Source organism: Pseudacidovorax intermedius (assembly GCF_001476815.1).
Taxonomy (GTDB): Bacteria; Pseudomonadota; Gammaproteobacteria; order Burkholderiales; family Burkholderiaceae_C; genus Xenophilus; species Xenophilus intermedius_A.
In genome coordinates this window covers 21,289-43,012 of the sequence record NZ_LDSL01000038.1, presented here as the reverse complement: position 1 = coordinate 43,012, position 21,724 = coordinate 21,289, and the positions used below count along the sequence as shown (strand labels likewise).

At 71.2% G+C, this 21,724-nt stretch carries 20 protein-coding genes; 1 reads left to right on the top strand and 19 read right to left on the bottom strand.

The window, feature by feature from the left end; translation table 11 throughout:
- Positions 1-30: 30 nt before the first annotated feature.
- The 9 genes from NS331_RS05740 to NS331_RS05700 form a co-directional block, all read right to left on the bottom strand.
- A complete protein-coding gene (locus NS331_RS05740) occupies positions 31-831 on the bottom strand; it encodes an enoyl-CoA hydratase-related protein (RefSeq protein ID WP_058641043.1) in 801 nt (266 codons plus the stop codon).
- Complete coding sequence (locus NS331_RS05735; RefSeq protein WP_058641042.1) at positions 828-1,634, bottom strand: enoyl-CoA hydratase/isomerase family protein; 807 nt, start codon at positions 1,632-1,634, stop codon at positions 828-830. Before NS331_RS05735 ends, NS331_RS05740 begins: the two co-directional genes overlap by 4 nt.
- A gap of 2 nt (positions 1,635-1,636) precedes the next feature.
- Positions 1,637-2,839 (bottom strand): acetyl-CoA acetyltransferase, encoded by a 1,203-nt coding sequence (locus NS331_RS05730; RefSeq protein WP_058641041.1) that lies wholly within the window; start codon positions 2,837-2,839, stop codon positions 1,637-1,639.
- 17 nt (positions 2,840-2,856) lie between these two features.
- Positions 2,857-4,320: a hydroxymethylglutaryl-CoA synthase family protein gene (locus NS331_RS05725; protein ID WP_058641040.1), complete on the bottom strand. Its 1,464-nt coding sequence runs from the start codon at positions 4,318-4,320 to the stop codon at positions 2,857-2,859.
- Positions 4,317-5,267, bottom strand: a complete 951-nt coding sequence (locus NS331_RS05720; protein WP_058641039.1) for an alpha/beta hydrolase — start codon at positions 5,265-5,267, stop codon at positions 4,317-4,319. Before NS331_RS05720 ends, NS331_RS05725 begins: the two co-directional genes overlap by 4 nt.
- On the bottom strand, positions 5,264-6,004 hold the full coding sequence (locus NS331_RS05715; RefSeq protein WP_058641038.1) for an SDR family NAD(P)-dependent oxidoreductase: 741 nt from the start codon (positions 6,002-6,004) through the stop codon (positions 5,264-5,266). The genes NS331_RS05720 and NS331_RS05715 overlap by 4 nt, the downstream gene beginning before the upstream one ends.
- On the bottom strand, positions 6,005-6,835 hold the full coding sequence (locus tag NS331_RS05710; RefSeq protein ID WP_082702281.1) for an enoyl-CoA hydratase/isomerase family protein: 831 nt from the start codon (positions 6,833-6,835) through the stop codon (positions 6,005-6,007).
- A gap of 171 nt (positions 6,836-7,006) precedes the next feature.
- The gene (locus tag NS331_RS05705; protein ID WP_058641037.1) at positions 7,007-7,498 is read right to left on the bottom strand and encodes an aromatic-ring-hydroxylating dioxygenase subunit beta; all 492 of its coding nucleotides are present in this window, start codon (positions 7,496-7,498) and stop codon (positions 7,007-7,009) included.
- Positions 7,498-8,799, bottom strand: a complete 1,302-nt coding sequence (locus NS331_RS05700) for an aromatic ring-hydroxylating oxygenase subunit alpha (RefSeq protein WP_082702280.1) — start codon at positions 8,797-8,799, stop codon at positions 7,498-7,500. Before NS331_RS05700 ends, NS331_RS05705 begins: the two co-directional genes overlap by 1 nt.
- A 125-nt stretch (positions 8,800-8,924) precedes the next feature.
- On the opposite strand from NS331_RS05700, the gene NS331_RS05695 reads away from it, so the two are divergent.
- Positions 8,925-9,245 (top strand): 2Fe-2S iron-sulfur cluster-binding protein, encoded by a 321-nt coding sequence (locus NS331_RS05695; protein ID WP_058641036.1) that lies wholly within the window; start codon positions 8,925-8,927, stop codon positions 9,243-9,245.
- A gap of 9 nt (positions 9,246-9,254) precedes the next feature.
- Here the strand turns inward: NS331_RS05695 and NS331_RS05690 are convergent, their stop codons facing one another.
- From NS331_RS05690 to NS331_RS05645, 10 genes are all read right to left on the bottom strand, one after another.
- Positions 9,255-10,133: an acyl-CoA thioesterase gene (locus NS331_RS05690; protein WP_058641035.1), complete on the bottom strand. Its 879-nt coding sequence runs from the start codon at positions 10,131-10,133 to the stop codon at positions 9,255-9,257.
- Positions 10,130-10,900, bottom strand: a complete 771-nt coding sequence (locus tag NS331_RS05685) for an NAD(P)H-dependent oxidoreductase (protein WP_082702279.1) — start codon at positions 10,898-10,900, stop codon at positions 10,130-10,132. The genes NS331_RS05690 and NS331_RS05685 overlap by 4 nt, the downstream gene beginning before the upstream one ends.
- A 148-nt stretch (positions 10,901-11,048) precedes the next feature.
- Positions 11,049-11,432, bottom strand: coding sequence for a DUF6285 domain-containing protein (locus tag NS331_RS05680; protein ID WP_058641034.1), 384 nt, complete (start codon positions 11,430-11,432; stop codon positions 11,049-11,051).
- Positions 11,429-12,445, bottom strand: coding sequence for a phosphotransferase family protein (locus NS331_RS05675; RefSeq protein ID WP_242873663.1), 1,017 nt, complete (start codon positions 12,443-12,445; stop codon positions 11,429-11,431). The genes NS331_RS05680 and NS331_RS05675 overlap by 4 nt, the downstream gene beginning before the upstream one ends.
- Positions 12,442-13,491, bottom strand: a complete 1,050-nt coding sequence (locus NS331_RS05670) for a DUF7064 domain-containing protein (RefSeq protein WP_058641033.1) — start codon at positions 13,489-13,491, stop codon at positions 12,442-12,444. The genes NS331_RS05675 and NS331_RS05670 overlap by 4 nt, the downstream gene beginning before the upstream one ends.
- Before the next feature lie 16 nt (positions 13,492-13,507).
- A complete protein-coding gene (locus NS331_RS05665) occupies positions 13,508-15,634 on the bottom strand; it encodes a 3-hydroxyacyl-CoA dehydrogenase NAD-binding domain-containing protein (protein ID WP_058641088.1) in 2,127 nt (708 codons plus the stop codon).
- A 20-nt stretch (positions 15,635-15,654) separates the two neighbouring features.
- Positions 15,655-16,863 (bottom strand): acetyl-CoA C-acetyltransferase, encoded by a 1,209-nt coding sequence (locus tag NS331_RS05660; protein ID WP_058641032.1) that lies wholly within the window; start codon positions 16,861-16,863, stop codon positions 15,655-15,657.
- A 37-nt stretch (positions 16,864-16,900) separates the two neighbouring features.
- On the bottom strand, positions 16,901-17,698 hold the full coding sequence (locus NS331_RS05655; RefSeq protein ID WP_082702277.1) for an enoyl-CoA hydratase/isomerase family protein: 798 nt from the start codon (positions 17,696-17,698) through the stop codon (positions 16,901-16,903).
- A gap of 10 nt (positions 17,699-17,708) precedes the next feature.
- The gene (locus tag NS331_RS05650) at positions 17,709-18,848 is read right to left on the bottom strand and encodes an acyl-CoA dehydrogenase family protein (protein WP_058641031.1); all 1,140 of its coding nucleotides are present in this window, start codon (positions 18,846-18,848) and stop codon (positions 17,709-17,711) included.
- Between the two features lie 84 nt (positions 18,849-18,932).
- Positions 18,933-21,704, bottom strand: a complete 2,772-nt coding sequence (locus NS331_RS05645) for a winged helix-turn-helix domain-containing protein (protein ID WP_058641030.1) — start codon at positions 21,702-21,704, stop codon at positions 18,933-18,935.
- Positions 21,705-21,724 lie beyond the last annotated feature (20 nt).

Genomic DNA, 21,724 nt, shown 5'->3' with positions numbered 1-21,724 from the left:
ACGATGAACGCGAAGGGGTGATGATGGCCTTCAGCGGCCGTTGAACTGCGGCTTGCGCTTGTCGAGGAAGGCGCGCATGCCCTCGGTCTTGTCCTCGGTGTCGAAGAGCAGCAGGAACTCGCGGTTCTCCAGCGCCAGTGCGGCCTCCAGCGGCAGGTCGGCGCCCTGGCGCAGCACGCGCCGGGTGGCTTCCACCGCCTTGGGCGGCAGGCGCGCCGCCTTGCGCGCGAGTTCCATCGCCCGCGGCAGCGCCTGGCCCTCCGGCGCCAGCTCGGCCACCAGCCCCAGCTGGAAGGCCCGCTCGCCGGTCAGCGGCTCGGCCGTCAGCAGCATCAGGCTGGCGACCTGCTTGCCCACGCTGCGCACCAGCCGCTGCGTCCCGCCTGCGCCGGGCATGATGCCCACCGCCAGTTCGGGCTGGCCCAGCCGCGCGGTGACGTCGGCCACGATGAAGTCGCACATCAGCGCCAGCTCGCAGCCCGCGCCAAGCGCGAAGCCGCTCACCGCCGCGATCACCGGCTTGCGCGACTGCGCCAGGGGGGCCCAGTACTGGCCCAGGTCCAGCCCTGCGACGTCCTGCGCACCCTTGTCCACCAGCAGGTTGAGGTCGGCCCCGGCTGCAAAGACCTGGTCGCCGCCCGTGATGACGATGGCGCGCACCTCGGCATCGGCCTCCAGAGCGCGCAGGGCCTCGGCAATGGCGGCGCGCATGGCCAGGTCCAGCGCATTGCGCTTGTCGGGCCGGTTGAGCGTGAGCACGCCCACCGCGCCCTCGCGGTGGCGCAGGACGAGTTCGACGCCGACATCCACGGCGTGGCCGTCGGCGATCATCGCGCGGCTCCCGGGCGGCCGATGAAGTCGGCGCTGCGCTTGGTCATGAAGGCGTCGTAGCCCTCGCGGAAGTCCTCGCCAGTGAGGCACACGGCCTGGTCGGCCTCTTCGCGCTGCAGCTCTTCGTCAAGCGTGGCCGAAGGATGGTGCAGCCGCTGCTTCATGCGGGCGAAGGCCTCACCGGGCAGGCGGGCCAGCGAGGCGGCCAGGGCCACGGCCCCGACCATCACGTCGGCGTCGTCGTGCACCGCATCCGCCAGGCCCAGGCGCACCGCCTCCTCGCCGTCGACGGCCTGACCATCGCTGAGCAGCCGGCGGGCGACAGGCAGGCCCACGCGGCGCGGCAGCGTCAGCAGCTGGCCCCAGTCGGGCGCCAGGCCCAGCTTGAGGAAGGGAAAGAGCACCCGCGCCCCGCGGCCGATGACGATGCGGTCGCCCAGCAGCGCCAGTCCCACGGCGGCGCCGGCCGTCACGCCTTCCATGGCGCTCACCACCGGGATGCGCGCATGGGCCACCATCCGGCACAGGCCGTGGATGTGCTGCATGCGCTCGCGTGCCTGTGCTTTCGACAGGCCCACCATGCTGGGGATGTCGCCGCCAGCGGAGAACACGCCTTCGACGCCGCCCAGCACAAGGGCTCGCACCTGCGGGTCGGCCAGCAGCACCGTGAGGTGGTCGACGAAGCCCTGACGCACGGCCTGGTCGATGGCATTGCGCTTGTCGGGGCGGTTGATGCGCAGCCGCGCCACGTGGGGCGCCGGATGGTCGAGCAGAACGACCGATGCGCTCGCGTTGGCCCCCATCGTCAGACGCCCTCCAGCCCCACGATGGACACCGCGCAGACGTTCTGCGAGGGCTGCCCGCCCAGGTTGTGGATCAGCCCCGTCTTCGGGTTGGACAGCTGGCGCGCGCCCGCCCGGCCCTGCAACTGCAGGTAGATCTCGTAGAGCATGCGGATGCCGCTGGCGCCCACCGGATGGCCGAAGCACTTGAGGCCGCCGTCGATCTGGCAGGGCACCCGGCCCTCGGCGTCGAAATCGCCGTCGAGCACGTCGTAGACCGCGCGGCCTTCGTCCGACAGGCCCAGGTCTTCCATGGTCACCAGCTCGGTGATGGAGAAGCAGTCGTGCACCTCGGTCATGCTGATGCCGGTGCGCGGATCGGCGATGCCGGCTTCCGCATAGGCGCGGCGAGCGGCGATGCGGGCGGTGTGCACGTAGCTGCCGTCCCATTCGCTGGACTGCAGCTCCCAGCCGTTGGAGGTGGCGATCTGCAGGGCCTTGAAGGTGACGAGGTCCGTCTTGCCCAGGCTGCGCGCAATCTCCGGCGTGGTGACGATCACGGCCGCCGCCCCGTCCGAAACGCCGCAGCAGTCGAACAGCCCCAGCGGCGCCGCGATGGTCGGTGCCTTCAGGCACTGCTCCTCGGTGATCGGCTTCTGCAGGTGGGCCTTGGGGTTCTTGGCGCCGTTGGCATGGCTCTTGATCGAGACATGCGAGATGGCCCGTTTGAGCAGCGCGGCATCCACGCCATGCTTGGCGCGATAAGCAGTGGCCAGCTGTGCGAAGTTGGCCGGCGCCACCGCATTGGGATACCACTGCGGGATGTAGGTGCCGACGGTGGCCATCGGCAGCCCGCCATAGCCGGTGTCCTTGAGCTTCTCCACGCCCAGAGCCAGTGCGATGTCGCAGGCCCCAGCCGCCACCGCGTAGACGGCCGCGCGCACCGCCTCGGAGCCGCCGGCGCAGAAGTTCTCCACCCGCGTGACACCGATGTTGGGCAGGCGCAGCGCGATGCCCATGGGCGTGCCGCCGCGGCCGGTGCCCACGTCGTCCATGTGGGTCGAGAACCAGGCCGCGCCCAGTTGCTCGGGCGCGATGCCGGCGTCGGCCATGGCCTCGTTGTAGGCCTCCAGCATGAGGTCCTCGGGGCTGGCGTCCCAGCGCTCACCGAACTTGCTGCAGCCCATGCCGAGGATGGCGACCTTGTCCTTGATGCCTTGTGCCATGGTGGTGTGCTCCTCGTTCAGTCCTGTGCCTCGCCACGAACCGGCGTGGCCTTCCAGAAATACCGCGTGAAGCCGCGGCGCTCGTCGATGTCCTTGATGCGAAAAACCATCTCCATGGCGGTGCCGGCGTCGACCTCGCCCACCTCCAGGTCGGTGAAGTCCATCAGGATGCGCCCGCCGCCCTCGAAGTCGATCTGGCCGTAGTGGTGTGGCGGCGCCGGGTGCCACGACAGGTATTCGGCCGACCAGCTCAGGATGCGCGCAGGTCGGTCCGCCAGCGGATGGGGCTTCTGCGTGTCCTGAAGCGGCGTGGCGTCGTAGCTCAGGCGCGAAGGCGGAAAGTGCACACTGCCCGTCACCTCACAGCGACCGGCCACCAGCGCCTGCAATGCCTGGTGGTGGCGCCAGGCGGTGGAAAGCGCCGTCTTGCGGTCGGCCTCGCCGCGCATGCCGCGCTCCAGTTGCAGCTGGCCCTTGAAGGACAGGAAGCGGGTGTAGTTGCGCTCCTCCACGCCACGCGCCAGCCAGCGCGAGACGCCCCGCGCCGGCGCAAAACCGCGGATGGCCTCGGTCACGCGGAAGACCAGCGCCTGCGCACCGCTGCCGAACTGCGCCAGCACGATGCACTGGCCGGGCGTGGCCTTCTCCAGCACCCGCGCCAGCAGCAGCAGGCCGTGCGGCACGCCGCTGTCGCCCACGCTGTCCGCCAGGTTGTCGGCCACGGCTTCGGCGCGGATGCCGCAGGCCTTGGCCAGCTGCTGGTCCATCTTGGCGAAGGTGCTGGGAAAGAGGAAGTGGTCCACCTCCGCCGCGGCCACGCCCGCCTGTTGCAGCGCCGCCTTCACGGCCGCGGGCACCAGCTTGGCGATGCCTTCGTCGCGCACCCAGCGCTCTTCCCATTGGTAGTCGACGTCCTCGCCGGCGGCGCGGAAGTGGTCCACGAAGTCGGCCGTGACAGTGCCGGCGCCCAGGTACTCGGCCAGCACGTCCTCGGTGCCCACGAGCACCGCCGCGGCGGCGTCGCCATAGTCCAGCTCCTGCGCGCTGGCCGCGCGGGTGCGCCGGTTGTCGGCGGCCAGCACCAGCGTGTCGCCGCCGCCAGCGCGCACCCGGGCCACGGCCTGGGTGAAGGCCGAGAGCGCGGCGCGCTGCGTGCCGCCGAGGTCCAGCGCCTCGATGTCCTCATCGAGCGCCAGCGCACCGGCCACCACGCCGGCGTTGAGCCGCTCGGCGAAGGGCAGCGTGTCCGAGGCCAGCAGCAGTGCGCGCACGCGACCGCGGTCGCGCTGCGTGGCCGGGCCGAGGGCATCGCGTGCAGCGGCCACGGCCAGCGTGATGCTGTCCTCGTCCCAGTTGGCGAAGGCGCGCGTACCCTTGCGGCCGGCGAATTGCGGCGCGTACCAGGCATTGGCCTGGGCCGCGGCCTGGCGCGACAGGCGCAGCCGCGGGATGTAGCCGCCGTAGGCGGTGATTCCGATCATGGGGCGATGTCTCCGGTGGAAGGGCCACCCAGGTGGGCGGCAAGGAAGAGGCCGCCCTCCGCCAGCGCAGCGCGCGCCTGGGGCAGCTCGTTCGGGAATTGCTGGAACACATGGACCATCTCCGGCCAGGCTTGGCAGACGGCCCGGCCGCCGGCGGCATTGACGCGCTGCGCGAACTCGACGGAGTCGCTCAGCACCGTCTCCCGGTCGCCAACCTGCAGTAGCAGTGGAGGCAACCGGCCCAGCGCGGCCGCATCGGCATACAGGGGCGAGGCCAGCGGGTCGCGCGCATCGGCCTGCGGGCCCAGGAAGTTGCGGGCCATGGCCTGGATCATGGGCCGCTGGTGGATGGGGTCCGCCTGTTTGCGCGTCTCGTAGCTCTCGCCGGTGGCGGCCAGGTCGGTCCAGGCGGACATCAGGAAGGCGGCGGCCGGGCGCTCGTCGCCCAGACCTTGCAGAGCCAGCACCGTGGCCAGCGCCAGCCCGCCGCCCGCGGAGTCGCCGGCCAATGCGATGTGCGACAGCGGCAGGCCCTGCTGGCCCAGCCAGCGAATCACGGTGAGGGCGTCCTCCAGCGGCGCGGGATGGCGGTGCTCCGGCGCCAGCCGGTAGTCCACGCCCAGTACGCGCACGCCCGCCGCGGCGGAGAGCCGGCCCATCAGCTCGCGATGCGACTGCAGCGAGCCGACCTGGAAGCCGCCGCCGTGTAAGTAGACGATGACGCGGTCCTCGCGCACCCCCGGCGCGGCGATCCAGGCGCAGGGCACGCCGTCGGCCTGCACGGGCGTGAAGCGCGCGTCGCCGGTGGCGCCGAAGAGCTGGTCCCAGTCGGCGCGCATCTGCGCCACGGGCGTGTCGCGGCGCCAGCGGCCGTAGACGGCGCGGACCTTGGCGATGACGGCCTCGACGGCGCCGTCGTCGGCGGTCGTTGACGGATCGCCGTTCATGCCCCGCACCCCATGCCGCCCGAGACGCCCAGCACCTCGCCGGTCACATAGCTGGCCTGCTCCGACGCAAGGAAGGCCACGGCCGCCGCCACCTCGTCGGCGCTGCCGAGCCGGCCCAGCAGCGTGGCCTGCGTCATCGCGTCCATCAAGCGCTCGCCACCTGACGCGACCGCCTGCCGCAGCAGCGGCGTGTCGATGGGGCCGGGGGCCACCACGTTGGCGGTGATGCCCTTGCGGCCGTTCTCGCGGGCGATGGAGCGGGTGAAGGCGATCACGCCGCCCTTGGCCGCCGCATAGACCGAGCCGCCACGCGAGCCCAGTCGGCCCGCCTCGGAAGCGACGTTGACGATGCGGCCATGGCCGCGGGCCTGCATTCCCGGCAGCACGGCGTGGGTGGTGTTGAGCACGGCCTCCAGGTTCACGGCCAGCAGCCGGCGCCAGTCCGCGGGCAGGGTCTGCGTGAAGAAGGCATGCTGGTCCACACCCGCGTTGTTGACCAGCACGTCGAGCGGGCCGATGTCGGCCAGCGCGGCATGCACGCGGTCGAAGTCGCAGACGTCGAGGACGCAGGCCGTGGCCCCTGCTTCTTCGGCCAGGGCCCGGGCTGCCTCGGCATCGAGGTCGGCGCACCAGACCTCCAGACCGTCCGCCGCCAGACGCCGGACGATGGCCGCGCCGATGCCGCGGGCACCGCCGGTCACCAGAGCGCGTCGCCGCGTCGTGGTTGCGCCGGGCATTCAGCGCCCCGTGAAGCGCGGCGCGCGCTTCTCGATCACCGCCGCCAGGCCTTCTCGCGCATCGGCCATGCCCGAGAGGAAGGCCTGCGCATGGTTCTCTTCAGGCATGGCCGCTTCCACGCCCTGGCCGATGCCGTTCCACAGCAGGCGCTTGGTGTTGGCCAGCGCGGCCGGCGCGCCGGCCGCCAGCTCGCGGGCCAGGGCCCAGGCGGCGTCCTGCAGTTCGGCATCGGGCACCACGCGCGTGACCAGGCCGATCTCCTTCGCCTCGGCCGCCGTGAGCGTCGGGTTGAGCATGAGGATCTCCATCGCACGCCGGAAGCCCACCAGCTGCGTGAGCGTCACCGACACGCCGGCATCGGGCACCATGGCCACGCGGGTGGCACCGGCCAGGAACCTGGCCGACTCAGCCGCGAGCACGAAGTCGCTGGCACAGACCAGGCCCATGCCGCCCCCACCCGCCGCGAAGCCATGCACAGCGGCGACGACCGGCGGGTTGAGCCGGATCAGCGCAGCCGTGGCCAGCTGCAGCAGCGCGGTCGCCACGCGGATGTAGTCCGGCAGCGCCTCGCCCTTGGAAAGGAAGGTGTGGACGTCGCCGCCCGCGCAGAAGTGCCTGCCTTCGCCGGTCAGCAGCACGGCGCGCACGCGGCCGTCGCCGTGGATGCGAAGCACCGCATCGTGCAACGCGCGCAGCAGCTCCACGTTGAGGCCGTTCGCTGCGTCGGGCCGGTTCAGGTGCAGATGGGCCACGCCATCCGCATGCAGGCTCAGCAGCACCGGTCCATCGGCCACCAGCCGCTCGGGGCCGGGTTGAGTCGGGGTGTTCATGCGTGTCTCCGTGTCCGCCATGGATGGCGTGTCAGTTATCCATCGAATGGCCGCGGAGCAGGCCATATCAGTGCACCCGCGGAACGGGCTTTGCCCGGCCGCCGGGTGCGCCCCTTGAGGGGGATGGGACTTCCACACGCAGTGAGGAAGTCCAAACGGGGTGGGTTCATGTCAGACGAGAAAGGCCATGGAATAGAGGGCGTCCTGGTTGTTCACCAGATTCACCTTCTTGCGCACCATGCGCAGCGTGCCGTCCACGCGGCGCAGCCGGTACTCGGTGCGCGCGGCCCAGAGCACGTCGCCGCGGGTCTGGTTCTCGAAGATGAGCATGTTGCAGCCCACCGACAGCTCCTGGCCATCGTCCTGCTCCACCTCGATGTTCGACACCAGCCGGCGCAGGCGCGACTGCGGCGTCTGGCTGAAGCGCTTGCCGGTGTGGTACTGGCGAATGCGCAGTGCGATGCGCGAGCGGTTGTCGTAGATGATCGACATGACCTGCTCCGGGTCACCGCCGTCGCCGTTGGCGGGCACCCAGTACACGCCGTCGTCGGTCCACAGCGCTTCCCAGTCGTCGTAGCGGTGCTCGTCCTGCAGACGGGCCTCGCGGTAGATGAACTGCGTGACGTCTTCCAGCGCGGCGCGCGCTTCGGGGCTCATCGGCATCACGCGGCCTCCATCATCTGCCGGTAATGGCGCCAGATGCCGCGGCTGGGCACCTCGTCGGTGTTGTCGCCGATCAGGAAGCCGTCCTCGTCGCGGCGCTCGCGGTGCATGCCGCGGCCGAGGAACAGCCATTCGGGATTGCGCATCTGCACGCCCATCTGCGTGCGCTCGTACATCTCGGCATCGTCGGCCAGCAGGAATCCCGCGGGCCCCACCGAGCCCATGGTCTGCTGGCGCATGCGGCGGTTGAGGTCGGGTGCGCCCTTGAACTGCAGTGCGGTCACGTGCTGCACGGTCTCGTTCACCGACAGCGGCTGCAGCACGAAGATCTGGATCTCCGCGATGAACAGGTTCGGGAAGATCATGATGTGGGGCGTGCCGTCGATCATGATGCGGCGCGCCTTCTGCTCGCCATAGGCCGCGTTCATGCGCGCGGTGTAGTCGGGCAGCCGGTCGGCCGTGGTGCCGAACCAGGACATGGGCTCGTCGCGCTTGCGGAACTCGGGCCGCAGATCGTTCTCGGTGTGGCCGTTGCCGAAGTCGCGCGAGACCGCGGTCGACTCGGCGCTGTAGAGCGAGCCGATGCCGCTTTGCGCCACTTCGAAGATCGAGGCATGCACGAAGGAGGGGTGATAGCCGTCGGTCTCGTTCTCGACCAGGAACTTCCAGTTGGCCTTGACCTTGTGCTTGAGGAAGCCGGCGGTCACCTGCACCTCGCCCTCGGGCGAGGTCTCGCACAGCGCGTCGATGGACTTCATGGCCGCACCCAGATGCTCTTCGAGGCTGGGGCCTTCGGCCGCCATGGAGCCGAAGACGAAGCCGCGGTAGCTGGCGACGCGGGCCACCTTGCCCAGGCCATGGTCCTTGCGGTCCACACCCTCGTAGCCCGAGGGAAAGGGCCAGCCTTTGAGTGCGCCGTCGTTGGCGAAGGTCCAGCCGTGATAGGGGCAGGTAAAGGAGCGCGCGTTGCCCTGCTCCGTCATGCACACGCGGTTGCCCCGGTGCGGGCAGCGGTTGTGCAGCAGGTGGATCCGGCCCGTGCGGTCGCGCGTCATGAGCACGGGTTCGGGGCCGATGGACTTCATGACGTAGTCGTTGGCGTTGGGGATCTCGCTCTCGTGGCCGACGTAGACCCAGGTGCGGAACCAGATCTTCTCCAGCTCGGCCTCGTAGACGGCCGGATCGGTGTAGAGCGAGCCGTGCACGCGGCCGTCGTGCACGAGCTGGTCCCAGCGCGGCGCTGCCGCAGCGGCGGCAGAGGCGACGGGAGCAATGGGGATCACGTGGGCGCAAGGGTCCATGCCAGGGGTCCTCCGTTCGATGTGGATGTGTGTGTTGTCCGGCGACTGCGTTGATGGAATAATAGTCCGACGAGACGGACTATGTCAAACTCCGTTTCAGCGACTTTCACGAAGGACGAAGACCCATGCCCACCGTTGTATTCATCGACCCCCAAGGTGCCGAACATGCCGTCGAGGCGCCGGTGGGCCGCAGCCTGATGCAGGTGGCCGTGGACCACGGCGTGCCGGGCATCCTGGGCGACTGCGGCGGGGCCTGCAGCTGCGCCACCTGCCATGGCTACGTGGACCCGGCCTTCCTGCCCCTGCTGCCCGCGCGCACCGAGACCGAGACCTTCATGCTGGAGGGTGTGCCCGATCTGCGCGAGACCAGCCGGCTGTGCTGCCAGATCCGCATGCAGGCCGAGCTGGAGGGCCTGCGGGTGCAACTGCCCGACGAGCAGGTCTGAAAGGCCGGCTCAACGCCCCGCGAAGGCCATCAGGCAGTCCTGCGTGGCGCTGGCCACATGCCGGCCGTCGGCATCGTGGTACTGCGCCACCGCCAGGCCCCGGCCGCCGGCCGAATGCACGCAGGCGGTCTGCACATGCAGCCAGTCGTCGGCCCGCAGCGGGGCGTGCAGCCACAGCGCATGGTTGAGGCTTGAGATGTACATGGCCCGCTCGCCCGCCTCCCCCAGGTGCGGCAACAGCATGCAGGCGTTGAGCCACCAGTCCGACAGATAGGCGAAGGCGGCGATCTGCACCGCCGGATCGTCGCCCAGCGGCTGCGGCGCCTTGAGCCAGTAGCGCAGTTGCGGGCCGGCGCGCCGCGGATCGAGCTGGCGCTCCATCTCTGGAATGCGGAAATCGATCGCGGCATCGCAGCCTCGGCCGTAGCCGCCCATGCGGGCCAGGGCCTCGCGCGTGGCAGCGGGGATGTCGTCGAGCGTGGGCAGGATCGCCGGCTGCTCGCCAGGCGGCGCGGCACTGCCCAGCCGGTGCGAGGGCCCTTCCATGGCGGCGGCGCAGGTCGCGTGGGCATCGAGCACTGTGCGTTCGCCCTGCGTGCCGCGCACATGGCGGGCGCTGAAGCGCTTGCCTTCCTGCAGCCGCGTCACCTCGAAGACGATGGGCTGCTCGGGCATGGCACCCTGCAGGAAGAGGAACTGCATCATCGTGGGCGCGCGGCCGGCCGGCATGTCCAGCAGCAGGGCGCGCATGGCCTGGCCGAGCAGCTGGCCGCCATAGGCGCGGCCGTTCTGGTTGGCGTCGCCATGAAGGTTGCGCCAGCGGCCGGGTCCGGCGGCGCGCAGCTGCAGTCGGTCGGCCAGATCGGGAACGAGGACAGTGGCGCTCACAGGTCCGGCCTCGTCGTGGGCGCGGCGGCGGCGCGGCGGTGGCCGGCCGTGCGCGATGCGACCTCGGGCCTGAGCCGCCAGTCGGGACCGAAGTCCGAGAGTGGATGTGCGGGCATGGGACTGTCGCCCTCGATGCCGCGCAGCCGCTGCGCATAGGCATCGAGATAGGCCGCTCGCTGTGCCTCGTCGCTGTACTGGATGGCCCAGCCCACGAAGGGCGGCAGCACCTGCAGGCCGCTGTAGCCGAAGACGCCATGCTGCAGATGCCACAGGATCACGTCGCGCTCGCCCAGCAGGCCGTCGCTGTCCATCATGGCCGGGAAGCAGCCGGTGGTGAAGGACAGCATGGCCCGCCGGCCGCGCAGCCCACCTTGGTCGAAGCGCTTGCCGCCCGCGCCATAGACCAGCCCGTTGACGAAGACCCGGTCGATCCAGCCCTTGAGGATGGCGGGCACCGAGAACCACCACAGCGGGAACTGCAGGATCAGCAGGTCGCAGGCGAGCAGCTTGTCGATCTCCTGCTGGATGTCGGGCACGAAGCTTCCGCGCTGCGACGCCTGCTTCTGCTCGCGGTCGTACTGCAGGGCATCGGGAAAGCGGCGCTCGCTGAAGTCATCGGGGCCCGCCACCGGGTTGAAGCCCATGGCATACAGGTCGGACACCACCACCTGATGGCCCTGCTCGCCCAGCGTGCGCACGGCCGTGTCCAGCAATGCACGGTTGAAGGAGCGCGGCTCGGGATGGGCATGGACGATCAGCACGTTCACGGAAGGGCTCCTGAATGGGATTCGGCGTGGGAACAGGGGGCGGCGACGCGCCGCGCGGCACGCTGCGGCGTCGGGCTGCGAATCGCACGACTCCCTTGTTTATAACCCGACGCGTCGGTTTATCAAAAGCACGGCGCGGTCAACCGCTTCACCACCGGTAGGCCGGGTTGTCGATGGCCAGTCGGGCCAGGGTGGTTCGCCACAGATGGACGAGCAGCGACGGGTCGTCGACCGCCAGCCGGTCATCGGCCATGCCGTCGCACAGGCGCTGCCGCAGCTCGTCCACCGACGCCCCGCCCGCCAAGTCGTCATCGGCCATGCCATGTGCGCACAGCAGTCGCAGGAGGCCCGCGCGCTCTTCCGCTTCCGCGGCCTCGCCCTGCCGCTGCTCGCGCTGGAGCACGCCCAGCAGCCGCGCGGCCACGCGCAGGTCGAAGTCGGATCGGCCCGCGCCCTCCTCCCGGCGCACCGCCGCCTCGATGGCGGACTGCGCCGCGGCCAGGATCTCCTCGGGCTGGGCAGGCAGGTTCATGATGACGCCGCGCCGCGGGGCGCGATGAGTTGAAGAAGATCGGCCTCGACCTCGGTGGCGCGGCGGCCGATGGCCAGGCGTTCGATGCGGCGGTCCTGCCCGCTGCGCCAGGCCAGGCCCATGGCGTCGCAGGTGACGCCCCACTTGAGGTTGCCCAGCACTTCCCAGAAGCGCACGCGCTGCGGGTCCACCCGCGCGCCGCCGGCCGCCTCGTAGGCGGCGAACAGTTGCTCGCGCGTGCCGAAGCCGCCAGCGGGCCGGCCGGTGCCGCCGAAGCGCCAGGCGTTCACGCAGAACCAGCCCAGGTCTTCCATGGGGTCGCCGCGATGGGCCAATTCCCAGTCGAGCACGGCGCGCAGGCCCTCGGGCCCCACGACCAGATTGCCGTTGCGCAGGTCGCCATGCACCAGCACCGGTGCCACCGCGGGCGGCCGGTGGGCTTCGAGCCAGCGCAGCGCCAGACTGAAGACGGGCCGCGCCGTGCCGTTGGCCGCATGGGCCTGCGCCCAGTGGCGCAACTCGTCGGCCGCCTGTCCTTCCCGCAGCGGCGGCAGTGCGTTGGCGGGAATGGCATGCAGCCGGGCGAGCGCCGCGGCGCAGTCCCGCAGCAGCTGGCCATGGGCGGCCACCAGCGCAGGCTCGCGCACGACGCGCGGCCCGGCGGTTTCGCCCGCCACATGGGCCATCACGTAGCCCGAGCCCAGACCTTCGTCGTCCGCCAACTCGCTGAACACTTCAGGCACCGGCACGCCATGGCGGCCGGCCAGGCGCAGCAGCGCGGCTTCGGCCGGCATGCCGGCACTCATGGCCTGGCTCTCGCAGCTCCACAACCGCGCCCGGCGCAGCACGCGGGGCTCGCGCGTGCCGGCCCGGCAGGCCTCGAAGGTCCAGATCTCCTGGCTGGCGCCGGTGGTCACGGGCCGCAGCGCCTCCACGGCGTCGATGGCCGGATCGTGCGCGCGCAGATGGCGCAGCAGCGCGGGCGCCAGCGTGTCGTCGGCGGCGGTGCTCACCATCCCGCGGCCATGCCTTCGAAGTGGCCCTGCGCATCGACATGGTCCATGTACTCGGCCAGGCCCCAACCCTCGCGGCCGCCGCAGCGGTAGCGCGTGAGGCTTTCCATGATGCGGGTGCGGTCGCTGCGGCCGTCGGCCAGCCGGCGCACATGGCGGCAGGGCAAGGCGTTCACCGTCTCGCCCTCGACCTGGTGCTTCCGGCCGCGCTCGTCGACGAAGCGCAGGTGGAAGCCGGCCGGGTAGCCATCGGCGCCGTAGCGGCTTTCCAGCGCGATCTCCTCCACATGCAGCAGCGCGGGCCCGCCGTCGTGCAGGTAGCCGGTCTTGAGCAGGCGTCCGTTGGCCTGGCGCACCACCATCAGGCAGAAGGCGAAGTCCGCGCCGAAGGTACACGGGAACCAGCGGTACCAGGGAATGGCCTGCCAGATGCGCGGCCCCCAGGAATGGTCGATGAGGCCATGGCCCTGCAGCGTCCACGATTCACCACCCACGGTGATGCGGCCCTGGCCGCGCAGCGACTGGTCGATGTGGGCGCGGGCGAAGTAGCGGCCCTCGCCCTCGTCGTAGGGCCGGCCCGCGTCGTCCAGCAGTTCGCCGCCATGCGGGGGCGCCACGGCGTCGAGCAACAGATCGACCTCGCAGTCCACCACGGGATGCGCCTGGAAGGCCGCACGTGGGTCTTCCATCAGCGCGCCGTGCGGCAGCACGTGCAGCGGCCCGCGGTAGGTGAGCCGCCGCTGCGCGAAGGGTTCGATCACCTCGAAGTGCAGGCCCGCCGCTTCGGCACGCAGCGGGTCCACGCCCTGCGGCCGCGCGTGGTGAAAGCCCACGCGCCCGTCCGGCAGGTAGAGGCACACGGTCATCTCGCCGAAGCCCTGGTTGGCCCGCTGGCCCACGCGGAACCAGCCGCCCAGGCCCTGCGCGCCATCGACCAGATGCAGGTAGCGGCTTTCGTTGAAGAAGGGATGCGCCTCCACCGGATGGTTGAAGTCGTCCTCCGGCCGCAGCGGGCGCACCGGGCGGAAGCGGCCGGAGTAGTCCATGCGCTCGCGCCTGCCCTCAGGCCGGGTGGTAGCGCCCGCCGCTTGCGGCCAGCTCGCGCAGCGCGGGCGGCACCTCGAAGCGCTCGCCATGCCGGCGAGCCAGCCGGTCGCAGGCTTCGACGAAGGCGGCCGACCCCACCGTGTCGATCTGACCCAGCGCCCCGCCCAGCACGGCCGGGAAGCCCCATCCCAGCAGCGAGCCCACGTCGGCATCGCGCGGACTGACGATGCCCTCGGCCACGCAGCGCGCGGCCTCCAGCGACTGCGAATACATCAGCCGCTCGCGCACCTCGTCCACCGTCGGCTGCTCGGCCGCACGCGGAAAGACCTCCGCGAGACCGGACCACAGCTGCCTGGCCCCCTCGGCCGGATAGTCGTAGAAGCCCTGCCCCACCTTGCGGCCCAGCCGGCCCAGGCGCTCGACCATGGTGGTCAGCACATGGTCCTGCGGCTGCTCGCGGTAGGCCGCGCCCTGGTCGGCGCGCAGCTGCTTCATGGCCTTGTGCAGCAGCTCGGCCGACACCTCGTCGATCAGCGCCAGCGGCGGCATCGGCATGCCCGCCTGCCGGCCGGCGTTCTCGATCAGCACCGGGTCCACGCCCTCGCCCAGCATCGTCATGGCCTCGTAGGGGAACATGGCGAAGGCGCGGTTGGCATAGAAGGAGGGGCAGTCGTTGACCACGATGGGCGTCTTGCGGATGCGCTTGGCGAAGTCCAGCGCATGGGCGATGGTCTCCTCACTCGTCCGCGCGCCGCGGATCACCTCCAGCAGCGGCATCTTCTCCACCGGCGAGAAGAAGTGCAGCCCGACGAACTGCGCCGGCCGCGACGACACCTCGGCCAGCCCCGTGATGGGCAGCGTCGACGTGTTGGTGGCGAAGATCGCATCCGCATCCATGGCCGCCTCGGCGCGGCGCGTGACCTCGGCCTTGACGGCGCGGTCCTCGAACACGGCCTCGATCACCAGCTGGCAGCCGGCGAGCTGCGCATAGTCGGTGGTGCAGCGCACGCGGGCCAGGGTTGCGTCGCGCTTTTCCGCGGCGAGCCGGCCCTTGGCCACCTGCGCGTCCATGACCTTCGCGCCATAGGCCTTGCCCTTCTCGGCAGCCTCGATGCTGGTGTCCAGCAGCACCACCTCCAGCCCGGCCTGCGCCGACACATAGGCCAGGCCCGCGCCCATCATGCCGGCGCCCAGCACCGCGATGCGCGAGTAGCTGCGCACCGGAACGCCGCGCGGCCGGTCGGCCAGTCGGTTGGCCTCACCCATGGCATAGAACAGCGTGCGGATCATGTTCTTGGTGGCCTGCGAGGTGGCCAGGCGCGCGAACTGCCGCTGCTCGATCCGCAGGCCCGTGTCGATGTCCACCTGGCAGCCGTCGTACACGCAGGCCAGGATGGCCTCGGGCGCCGGCACCAGGCCCTGCGTCTTCTGCAGCAGGCCGCCGCCCACGCCGAAGAAGAGCTGCGTGGGCCCCGGCGTCTGCGGCGAACCGCCCGGGAACTTGAAGCCCTTGGCGTCCCAGGGCTTGACCGTGGCCTTCGCGCCTTCGGCGAGCAGCCACTCGCGGGCCCTGGCCAGCAGCTGGTCGGCGGGCACCACCTCGTCGACGATACCGGCCGCCAACGCCGCAGCGGGCCCGACCTTGCGGCCTTCCAGCAGGTAGGGCAGCGCGTTCTTGATGCCGATCATGCGCGGCAGCCGCTGCGTGCCGCCGGCCGCGGGCAGCAGGCCCAGCGTCACTTCGGGGAGTCCGAACTGCGCCTGCGGGTTGTCGGCCGCGATGCGGCGATGGCAGGCCAGGCACAGCTCCAGCCCGCCGCCCAGCGCCGTGCCGTTGATGGCGGCGACGAAGGGTTTGCCACCGGTCTCCAGCCGGCGCAGCGTGGCACTCACCGGACCCGATGCGGCGAAGGATTGCTGCGCGTCGGCGATGCCGCGGATCAGGTCCAGGTCGCCCCCGGCCACGAACTCCGGCCGCGCCGAGGTCACGATGGCACCCTTCACGGCGGGGTCTTCCAGCACGCGCCGCACCGCGGCGTCGAAGGCCGCCGTGCTCTCGGCGTTCATCACGTTCATCGGCCGGTCGGCCACGTTCCAGCGCAGGGTGGCAATGCCGTCCGCGTCCACCTGGTAGTCGATCATGTCCATGTGCTCCTTGCTCCTCACACCCGCTCGATCACCATCACCGAGCCCATGCCGCCGCCCACGCACAGCGTGACGAGGCCGGTGGCCAGGTCGCGGCGCTCCAGTTCGTCCAGCACCGTGCCCAGCAGCATGCCGCCGGTGGCACCCAGCGGATGGCCCATGGCGATCGCACCGCCGTTGACGTTGACCTTGTCGTGCGGCACGCCCAGCGCTTCCATGAAGCGCAGCACCACGGCCGCGAAGGCCTCGTTGCATTCGAAGAGGTCGATGTCGCTGGCCGTCATGCCGGCGCGGCGCAGCGCGGCCTCGGCTGCGGCGGCCGGTGCGGTGAGCATGATGGTGGGCTCGCTGCCCACGGCACCGAAGCTGCGCACGCGGGCGCGCGGCCTGAGGCCCAGCCGGTCGGCCATGGCGCGGCTGCCGATCAGCACCGCGGAGGCGCCGTCCACGATGCCCGAGGAATTGCCCGCATGGTGCACATGCGAGATGGCGCCCACCTGCGGATAGCGCTGGATGGCGACAGCGTCGAAGCCCATCTTCTCGCCCAGCTGCGTGAAGGAGGGCTCCAGCTGCGCCAGCGACTCGACCGTGGTGTCGCCGCGCACATGCTCGTCGCGGTCCAGCAGCAGGTTGCCGTGCATGTCCTTGACCGGCACCACCGAGCGGGCGAAGCGGCCTTCGGCCCAGGCCGCCGCGGCACGGCGCTGGCTCTCGGCGGCGTAGGCGTCCACGTCGCGGCGGCTGTAGCCGTGCAGCGTGGCGATCAGGTCGGCCGAGATGCCCTGCGGCACGAGGCGATTGGGCAGCGTGATCTGCGGATCGGTCACCCAGGCACCGCCGCCGGCGAACATGGGCACGCGCGACATGCTCTCCACGCCGCCGCCGATCATCAGGTCTGCCTGGCCGGCCATGACCATGGCCGAGGCGAAGCTGCAGGCCTCCAGGCCCGAGCCGCAGAAGCGGTTGAGCTGGACGCCGGGCACCTCGCGGAAGCCCGGCGTGGCCAGCGTGGCGGCCTTGGCGATGTTGGAGGCCTGCTCCAGCGAGGGCTCACCGCAGCCGAGGATCACGTCGTTGATCTGCTCGGGCGCGAAGCCGTTGCGCGTGCGCAGCGCGTCCAGGGTCACGGCCGCCAGCCGGGCGGGCGGCACTTCGTGCAGGCGTCCGCTGGCGCGGCCCTTGCCGCGCGGCGTGCGCACGGCGTCGAGGATGAAGGCGTCGGTCATGGGTTCGAAGGGAGCGGAGAAAAAAAGGAGCGGCCGGTCATCGGCCCTGGAACTGCGGTTTGCGTCGCTGCTGGAAGGCAGCGATGCCTTCGCGCAGGTCGGCGGTGGCGAAGACCTGCTGCAGTTGCCGGCCCTCGTGCGCCACCATGGCGTCGAAGTCGCCGCCCTGCAGCAGCAACTGTTTGCTGAGGGCGAAGGCGCGGGTGGGGCCCTGCGCGATGTCCTGGGCCAGCCGCCGTGCCTCGGCGGGCAGCTCGGCCGCCGGCAGCGCGCGGTTGACCAGGCGCAGGGCCGCGGCCTCGCCGCCCTTGAGCAGCCGGCCGGTGTAGATCAGCTCGCTTGCCAGGCCCAGGCCCAGTCGGCTCAGCAAGTGGTGGTGGGTGCCGCTGTCGGGCACCATGCCCAGATTGCGGAAGGGGCTGCCCAGCAGCGCGTCTTCCGCGGCCAGCACGATGTCGCAGCACAGCGCCAGGCCGAAGCCGAAGCCCAGCGCGGGGCCGGCCACCTCGGCCACGGTGGGCACGGGCAGTTCGCGCAACTGGCGCAGCAGCGGACCCACCACCTCGGCGATCACGGCCATCGGGTCCGAGTCGCCCGGCCGGATCGAGGCCACGTCCCAGCCCGCGCAGAAGACCGCGCCGGCGCCGCGCAGCAGCACGGCGCGGGCGCCGTCGGCCAGCGCGCCGTCGAGCGCCGCCGACAGGGCCTGCGCGTTGCCAGCGCGGAAGCTGTTCTTGGGTTGCGGCAGGTCGAGCTCGACCACCGCCAGCGGGCCATCGTGGCGCACGGCGATGCCGTCGCGGGCGAAAGAGGCCTTGGTTTCGGATTCGCTCATGCGCTGTCCTTCAAAGATCGCGGGCGATCAGTTCCTTCATGATTTCGTTGGTGCCGCCGTAGATGCGCTGGGCGCGCGCATCGACATAGGCGCGGCCGATGGGCACCTCGGCCATGAAGCCGTAGCCGCCGTGCAACTGCACACAGGCATCGACCACGCGCCCCTGCAGGTCGCTGCACCAGTACTTGGCCATCGAGGCGGCCTGCGCATCGAGGCGGCCGGCCATCAGGTCCGCCAGGCAGCGCTCGACGAAGGTGCGGCCGATGCGGATCTCGGTCTTCAGTTCGGCCAACAGGAAGCGCGTGTGCTGGAAGTCGGCCACCGCCTGGCCAAAGGCGCGGCGGTCGCGCACATAGGCCAGGGTCTGGCGGTAGGCATCCTCGGCGGCGGCCACGGCGGAGACGGCGATCTGCAGCCGCTCCCAGGGCAACTCCTTCATCAGGTAGACGAAGCCCTGGCCGCGTTCGCCCAGCAACTGGTCGGCAGGCACGCGCACATCCTCGAAGAAGAGTTCGCCCGTGTCCTGGGACTTGAGGCCGATCTTCTTGAGCGGCTGGCCCTTGCGCACGCCGGGCAGCGTGGTGTCCACCACCAGCAGGCTGATGCCGCGGGCCCCCGCATCGGGCTCGGTGCGGGCCACAACGATGACCAGGTCGCAGGTAGTGGCGTTGGAGATGAAGGTCTTGGCGCCGTTGAGCCGCCAGTGCCCGTCCTCCAGCACCGCATGCGTGCGGATGGCCTTGACGTCGGAGCCGCCGTCGGGCTCGGTCATGGCCAAGGCGCCGATGGCTTCGCCCGTGACCATGCGCGGCAGCCACTGCGCCTGCAGCGCCGGGCTGGCGAAGTGCAGCAGGTAGTTGGTGACGATCTCGGAGTGCATCGTCAGCGACAGGCCGAAGTTGCTGTACGGCGCAGCTTCCTCCAGCAGCACGGCCGAATACAGCAGGTCCGCCCCCGGGCCGCCCAGCGCCTCGGGCACGGTGGGGCACAGCAGGCCCAGCTCGCCGGCCTCGCGGAAGATGCTGCGGTCGAAGCAGCCGCGCTCGGCCCACCGGTCCAGCTGCGGGCCGACCCGCTCGGCCATGAAGCGGCGTACGGTGTCGCGGAAGAGTTCGTGGTCGGGGCGGTAGAGCTCGCTCGTCTGCGTCATGCGTCGCAGTGTCGAAAGCGCGAGCCGCTGCGGTATCGTCGCTTGCGACGAGATTGCGGCCTGGCCGGGGCCGAGCGCACCTGCTCAGGGAATCAGACCCGCCTTGCGCGTGAGCGCGATGGCTTCCATGCGGTTGCGCGCATCGAGCTTGACGTTGATGTTGCGCAGGTGCGTGCGCACCGTGGTCTCGGCCACGAACAGGCGCTCGGCGATGTCGTCGTTCGACAGGCCTTCGGCCGCCAGGCGCATGACCTGGATCTCCTTGCGCGTGAGCAGCTCGCTGGCCGCAGCGGCGCTGCGCAGCCCTGGCGCCTCGGCGGGCCGTCTGTCGAATGCCGCGGCGGGCGGCTCCCGCAGCAGGCGGTCGATGAAGGCCAGCGGCGCGTCGGCACTGCCCTCCCCCGCGCCATCGAGCAGCAAGTCGGGCACGGCCCGCAGGTCGCGCATCAGTGTCATCAGGTAGGCGTCCTCGTCGAGGAAGGCGCGCACATAGCCTTCCGCGGTAGCCTGGCGCACCGCCTTGGCCAGCACGCGCATGGCCTTGTTGCGCTGCTCCAGCCGGTACAGGGCCTGGGCCAGCAGCAGCCGCAGCGTGAGCGCGCGTCGCTCGCGGTGGGCGCGCTCGACCGTGTCCAGCTGGCGGCGCAGCAGCTCGGCCACCTCATCCGCATGGCCGCTGGCAATGGCCCAGCGCGCCAGGCCCACGTCGTGGGTCTCCACCTCGTTGGCGCGCAGGGACAGCCGGCTCACGCGCCGCCACAGCGCCTTGTCATTACACCGTTCCAGCTCCGCATGGGCCTGGGCCAGGCGACCTTCCACCACCAGCGAGCGGGCCCGCTCCAGGCGCGCACAGGCCACCACACGCGGCAGGCCCTCGCGATGGCCGATGTGCTCCAGCTCGGTCAGCAGGCGCTGCGCGCGATCGGCGTCGCCCTGCCCGCGCGCGATGCGGGCCATGACGATGTGCGCACCGATGAGCTGGTCCGGAATGCCGACCCGGCGGATCAGGGGGATGTAGACCGCCAGCAGGCGCTCGGCCTGCTCACACTGGTCGGCCTCGTACAGCGCCTCGGCCAGCAACACGCCGGCCATGGCATTGCCGTTGGTGGCGCGGGTGGAATCGGCGGCGCCCGCACTCACGGCCAGACGCAGGCGCGCCAGGGCCTTGTGCAGGCGCCCCTGCGTCAGATCGACAGCGCCTTCGGCCGCTTCGGAGATGGCGAAGTTGAAGCTGCTGGCATGCGCCGGCTGGCGGCTGCGCGCGGCATCGGCCAGACGCAGCGCCTCGGGATAGCGGCCGGCGATCATCGACAGGTTGGCCAGCACCACTTCGAGAAAGCTGCGCGCGAAGCTGGCGCTGGACGGCAGCGCCTTGAGCAGCGGCGCCACGCTGTCCATGGCCTCGTCAGTGCGGTCGGTGAGCACCATCAGCAGCGGCTGCAGGGCGAGCAGGATGGCACGGCTGTGCGGATCGTCGTGCACGTCCGGCCCCAGCGCATCGGCCAGCGGACCGGCGGCGCGCGGGCCGTCGGCCAGGCACACGGCCCAGGCATGCACCACCTGCAGCAGCGGCTGGTCACGCAGCTGACCGGCCTTGTGCAGCGGATCGAGCCAGCGCGAGAGCATCCGCACCCGGCCCTGATCCAGCAGCGGCTGCGCATGCGCGCGCAGCAGCGGCAACGCAAAGCCCAGGTCGCCCGCGGCCAGGCCATGCTCGATGGCCGGCACCGGCCTTGCGCTGGCCAGGAACCAGTCGGCCGCGGCCCGATGCAGCACGGCGATGCGCCCCGGATGCTGGCGCCGCAGCTGCGCCCGCAGGAACTCCGCGAACATGCCGTGGTAGCGGAACTCGCTGCGGTCGGCCTGCAGGGGAATGAGGAACAGGTGCGCCTGGTCGATGGCTCGCAGCAGTTCGGCGCTGTCGTGCTGCTCGCCCACCGCCGCGCACACGGCATCGCAGAGCGAGGCATCGAGGCGCGCCAGGATGCTGGTGTTGAGCAGGAAGGCGCGCACGGTCTCGCTCTGGCGGGCCAGCACATCCTCCATCAGGTAGTCCATGACCGCGGCATTGGAGCCCGAGAAGCCGGCGATGAAGCGGCCAGGCTCGTCGCGGTCTTCCAGCGTGACCGAGGCCAGCCACAGCGCCGCCACCCAGCCCTCGGTGCTGCGATGCAGGCGGCGGATGTCCTCCGGCTGCAGGGCCAGGCCGCGGCGCTCGCGCAGGTAGCCGTCGACCTCGGCCTCCGAGAAGCGCAGCTGCTCGGGCTCGATCTCCAGCAGACGGCCGCGGGCCCGCAGCCGGCCCAGGCCCAGCTCGGGCGCGCCGCGCGAACCGGCGATCAGCTGCGCGCCGCGCGGCAACTGCGCGATCAGCTCCTGCAGCAGGCCCAGGCCGACGGCGCCCTGCAGCTCCTCCAGGTCGTCGAGGAAGAGTGCGAAGGGCGCGGGATGCGCGGCCACCGCATCGATGAGCGCGAAGGCCAGTTCGTCGGCGCCGGCCGGGCCGGCGGGCTGAAGGCGGCGCAGGGCGGGGATGAGCGGCTCCAGCGCCGCGATCAGCACGGCCAGCAGCCGGCCCACGTCGTTGTCGGCCCGGTCCAGCGTCAGCCAGGCGTGGGGCAGGCCGGTCTCCTCGAAGCGGCGACGCACCTGCAGCATGACGGTGGTCTTGCCGAAGCCGGCCGGCGCGCGCAGCAGCACGAGGCGCGCAGCGCCGGCGTTGAAGATGCGTTCGCACACCTCGGTGCGCGGCAGCTCGAAGGCGGTGTCCAGCGGCGGACGCAGCTTACCGGCCAGCGGCACCGGCAGCGGTGCGGCGGGCGCTGGCGCGCCGACATCGGCGATTAGCAGTCTCATGGGACTGGAATGCTACCGGC

Bases quoted from the DNA above. Each gene is read 5' to 3' on its own strand.
- NS331_RS05740 (WP_058641043.1), bottom strand. From the start codon at position 831: ATGATCGCCGACGGCCACGCCGTGGATGTCGGCGTCGAACTCGTCCTG.
- NS331_RS05735 (WP_058641042.1), bottom strand. From the start codon at position 1,634: ATGGGGGCCAACGCGAGCGCATCGGTCGTTCTGCTCGACCATCCGGCG.
- NS331_RS05730 (WP_058641041.1), bottom strand. From the start codon at position 2,839: ATGGCACAAGGCATCAAGGACAAGGTCGCCATCCTCGGCATGGGCTGC.
- NS331_RS05725 (WP_058641040.1), bottom strand. From the start codon at position 4,320: ATGATCGGAATCACCGCCTACGGCGGCTACATCCCGCGGCTGCGCCTG.
- NS331_RS05720 (WP_058641039.1), bottom strand. From the start codon at position 5,267: ATGAACGGCGATCCGTCAACGACCGCCGACGACGGCGCCGTCGAGGCC.
- NS331_RS05715 (WP_058641038.1), bottom strand. From the start codon at position 6,004: ATGCCCGGCGCAACCACGACGCGGCGACGCGCTCTGGTGACCGGCGGT.
- NS331_RS05710 (WP_082702281.1), bottom strand. From the start codon at position 6,835: ATGAACACCCCGACTCAACCCGGCCCCGAGCGGCTGGTGGCCGATGGA.
- NS331_RS05705 (WP_058641037.1), bottom strand. From the start codon at position 7,498: ATGCCGATGAGCCCCGAAGCGCGCGCCGCGCTGGAAGACGTCACGCAG.
- NS331_RS05700 (WP_082702280.1), bottom strand. From the start codon at position 8,799: ATGGACCCTTGCGCCCACGTGATCCCCATTGCTCCCGTCGCCTCTGCC.
- NS331_RS05695 (WP_058641036.1), top strand. From the start codon at position 8,925: ATGCCCACCGTTGTATTCATCGACCCCCAAGGTGCCGAACATGCCGTC.
- NS331_RS05680 (WP_058641034.1), bottom strand. From the start codon at position 11,432: ATGAACCTGCCTGCCCAGCCCGAGGAGATCCTGGCCGCGGCGCAGTCC.
- NS331_RS05670 (WP_058641033.1), bottom strand. From the start codon at position 13,491: ATGGACTACTCCGGCCGCTTCCGCCCGGTGCGCCCGCTGCGGCCGGAG.
- NS331_RS05665 (WP_058641088.1), bottom strand. From the start codon at position 15,634: ATGATCGACTACCAGGTGGACGCGGACGGCATTGCCACCCTGCGCTGG.
- NS331_RS05660 (WP_058641032.1), bottom strand. From the start codon at position 16,863: ATGACCGACGCCTTCATCCTCGACGCCGTGCGCACGCCGCGCGGCAAG.
- NS331_RS05655 (WP_082702277.1), bottom strand. From the start codon at position 17,698: ATGAGCGAATCCGAAACCAAGGCCTCTTTCGCCCGCGACGGCATCGCC.
- NS331_RS05650 (WP_058641031.1), bottom strand. From the start codon at position 18,848: ATGACGCAGACGAGCGAGCTCTACCGCCCCGACCACGAACTCTTCCGC.
- NS331_RS05645 (WP_058641030.1), bottom strand. From the start codon at position 21,704: ATGAGACTGCTAATCGCCGATGTCGGCGCGCCAGCGCCCGCCGCACCG.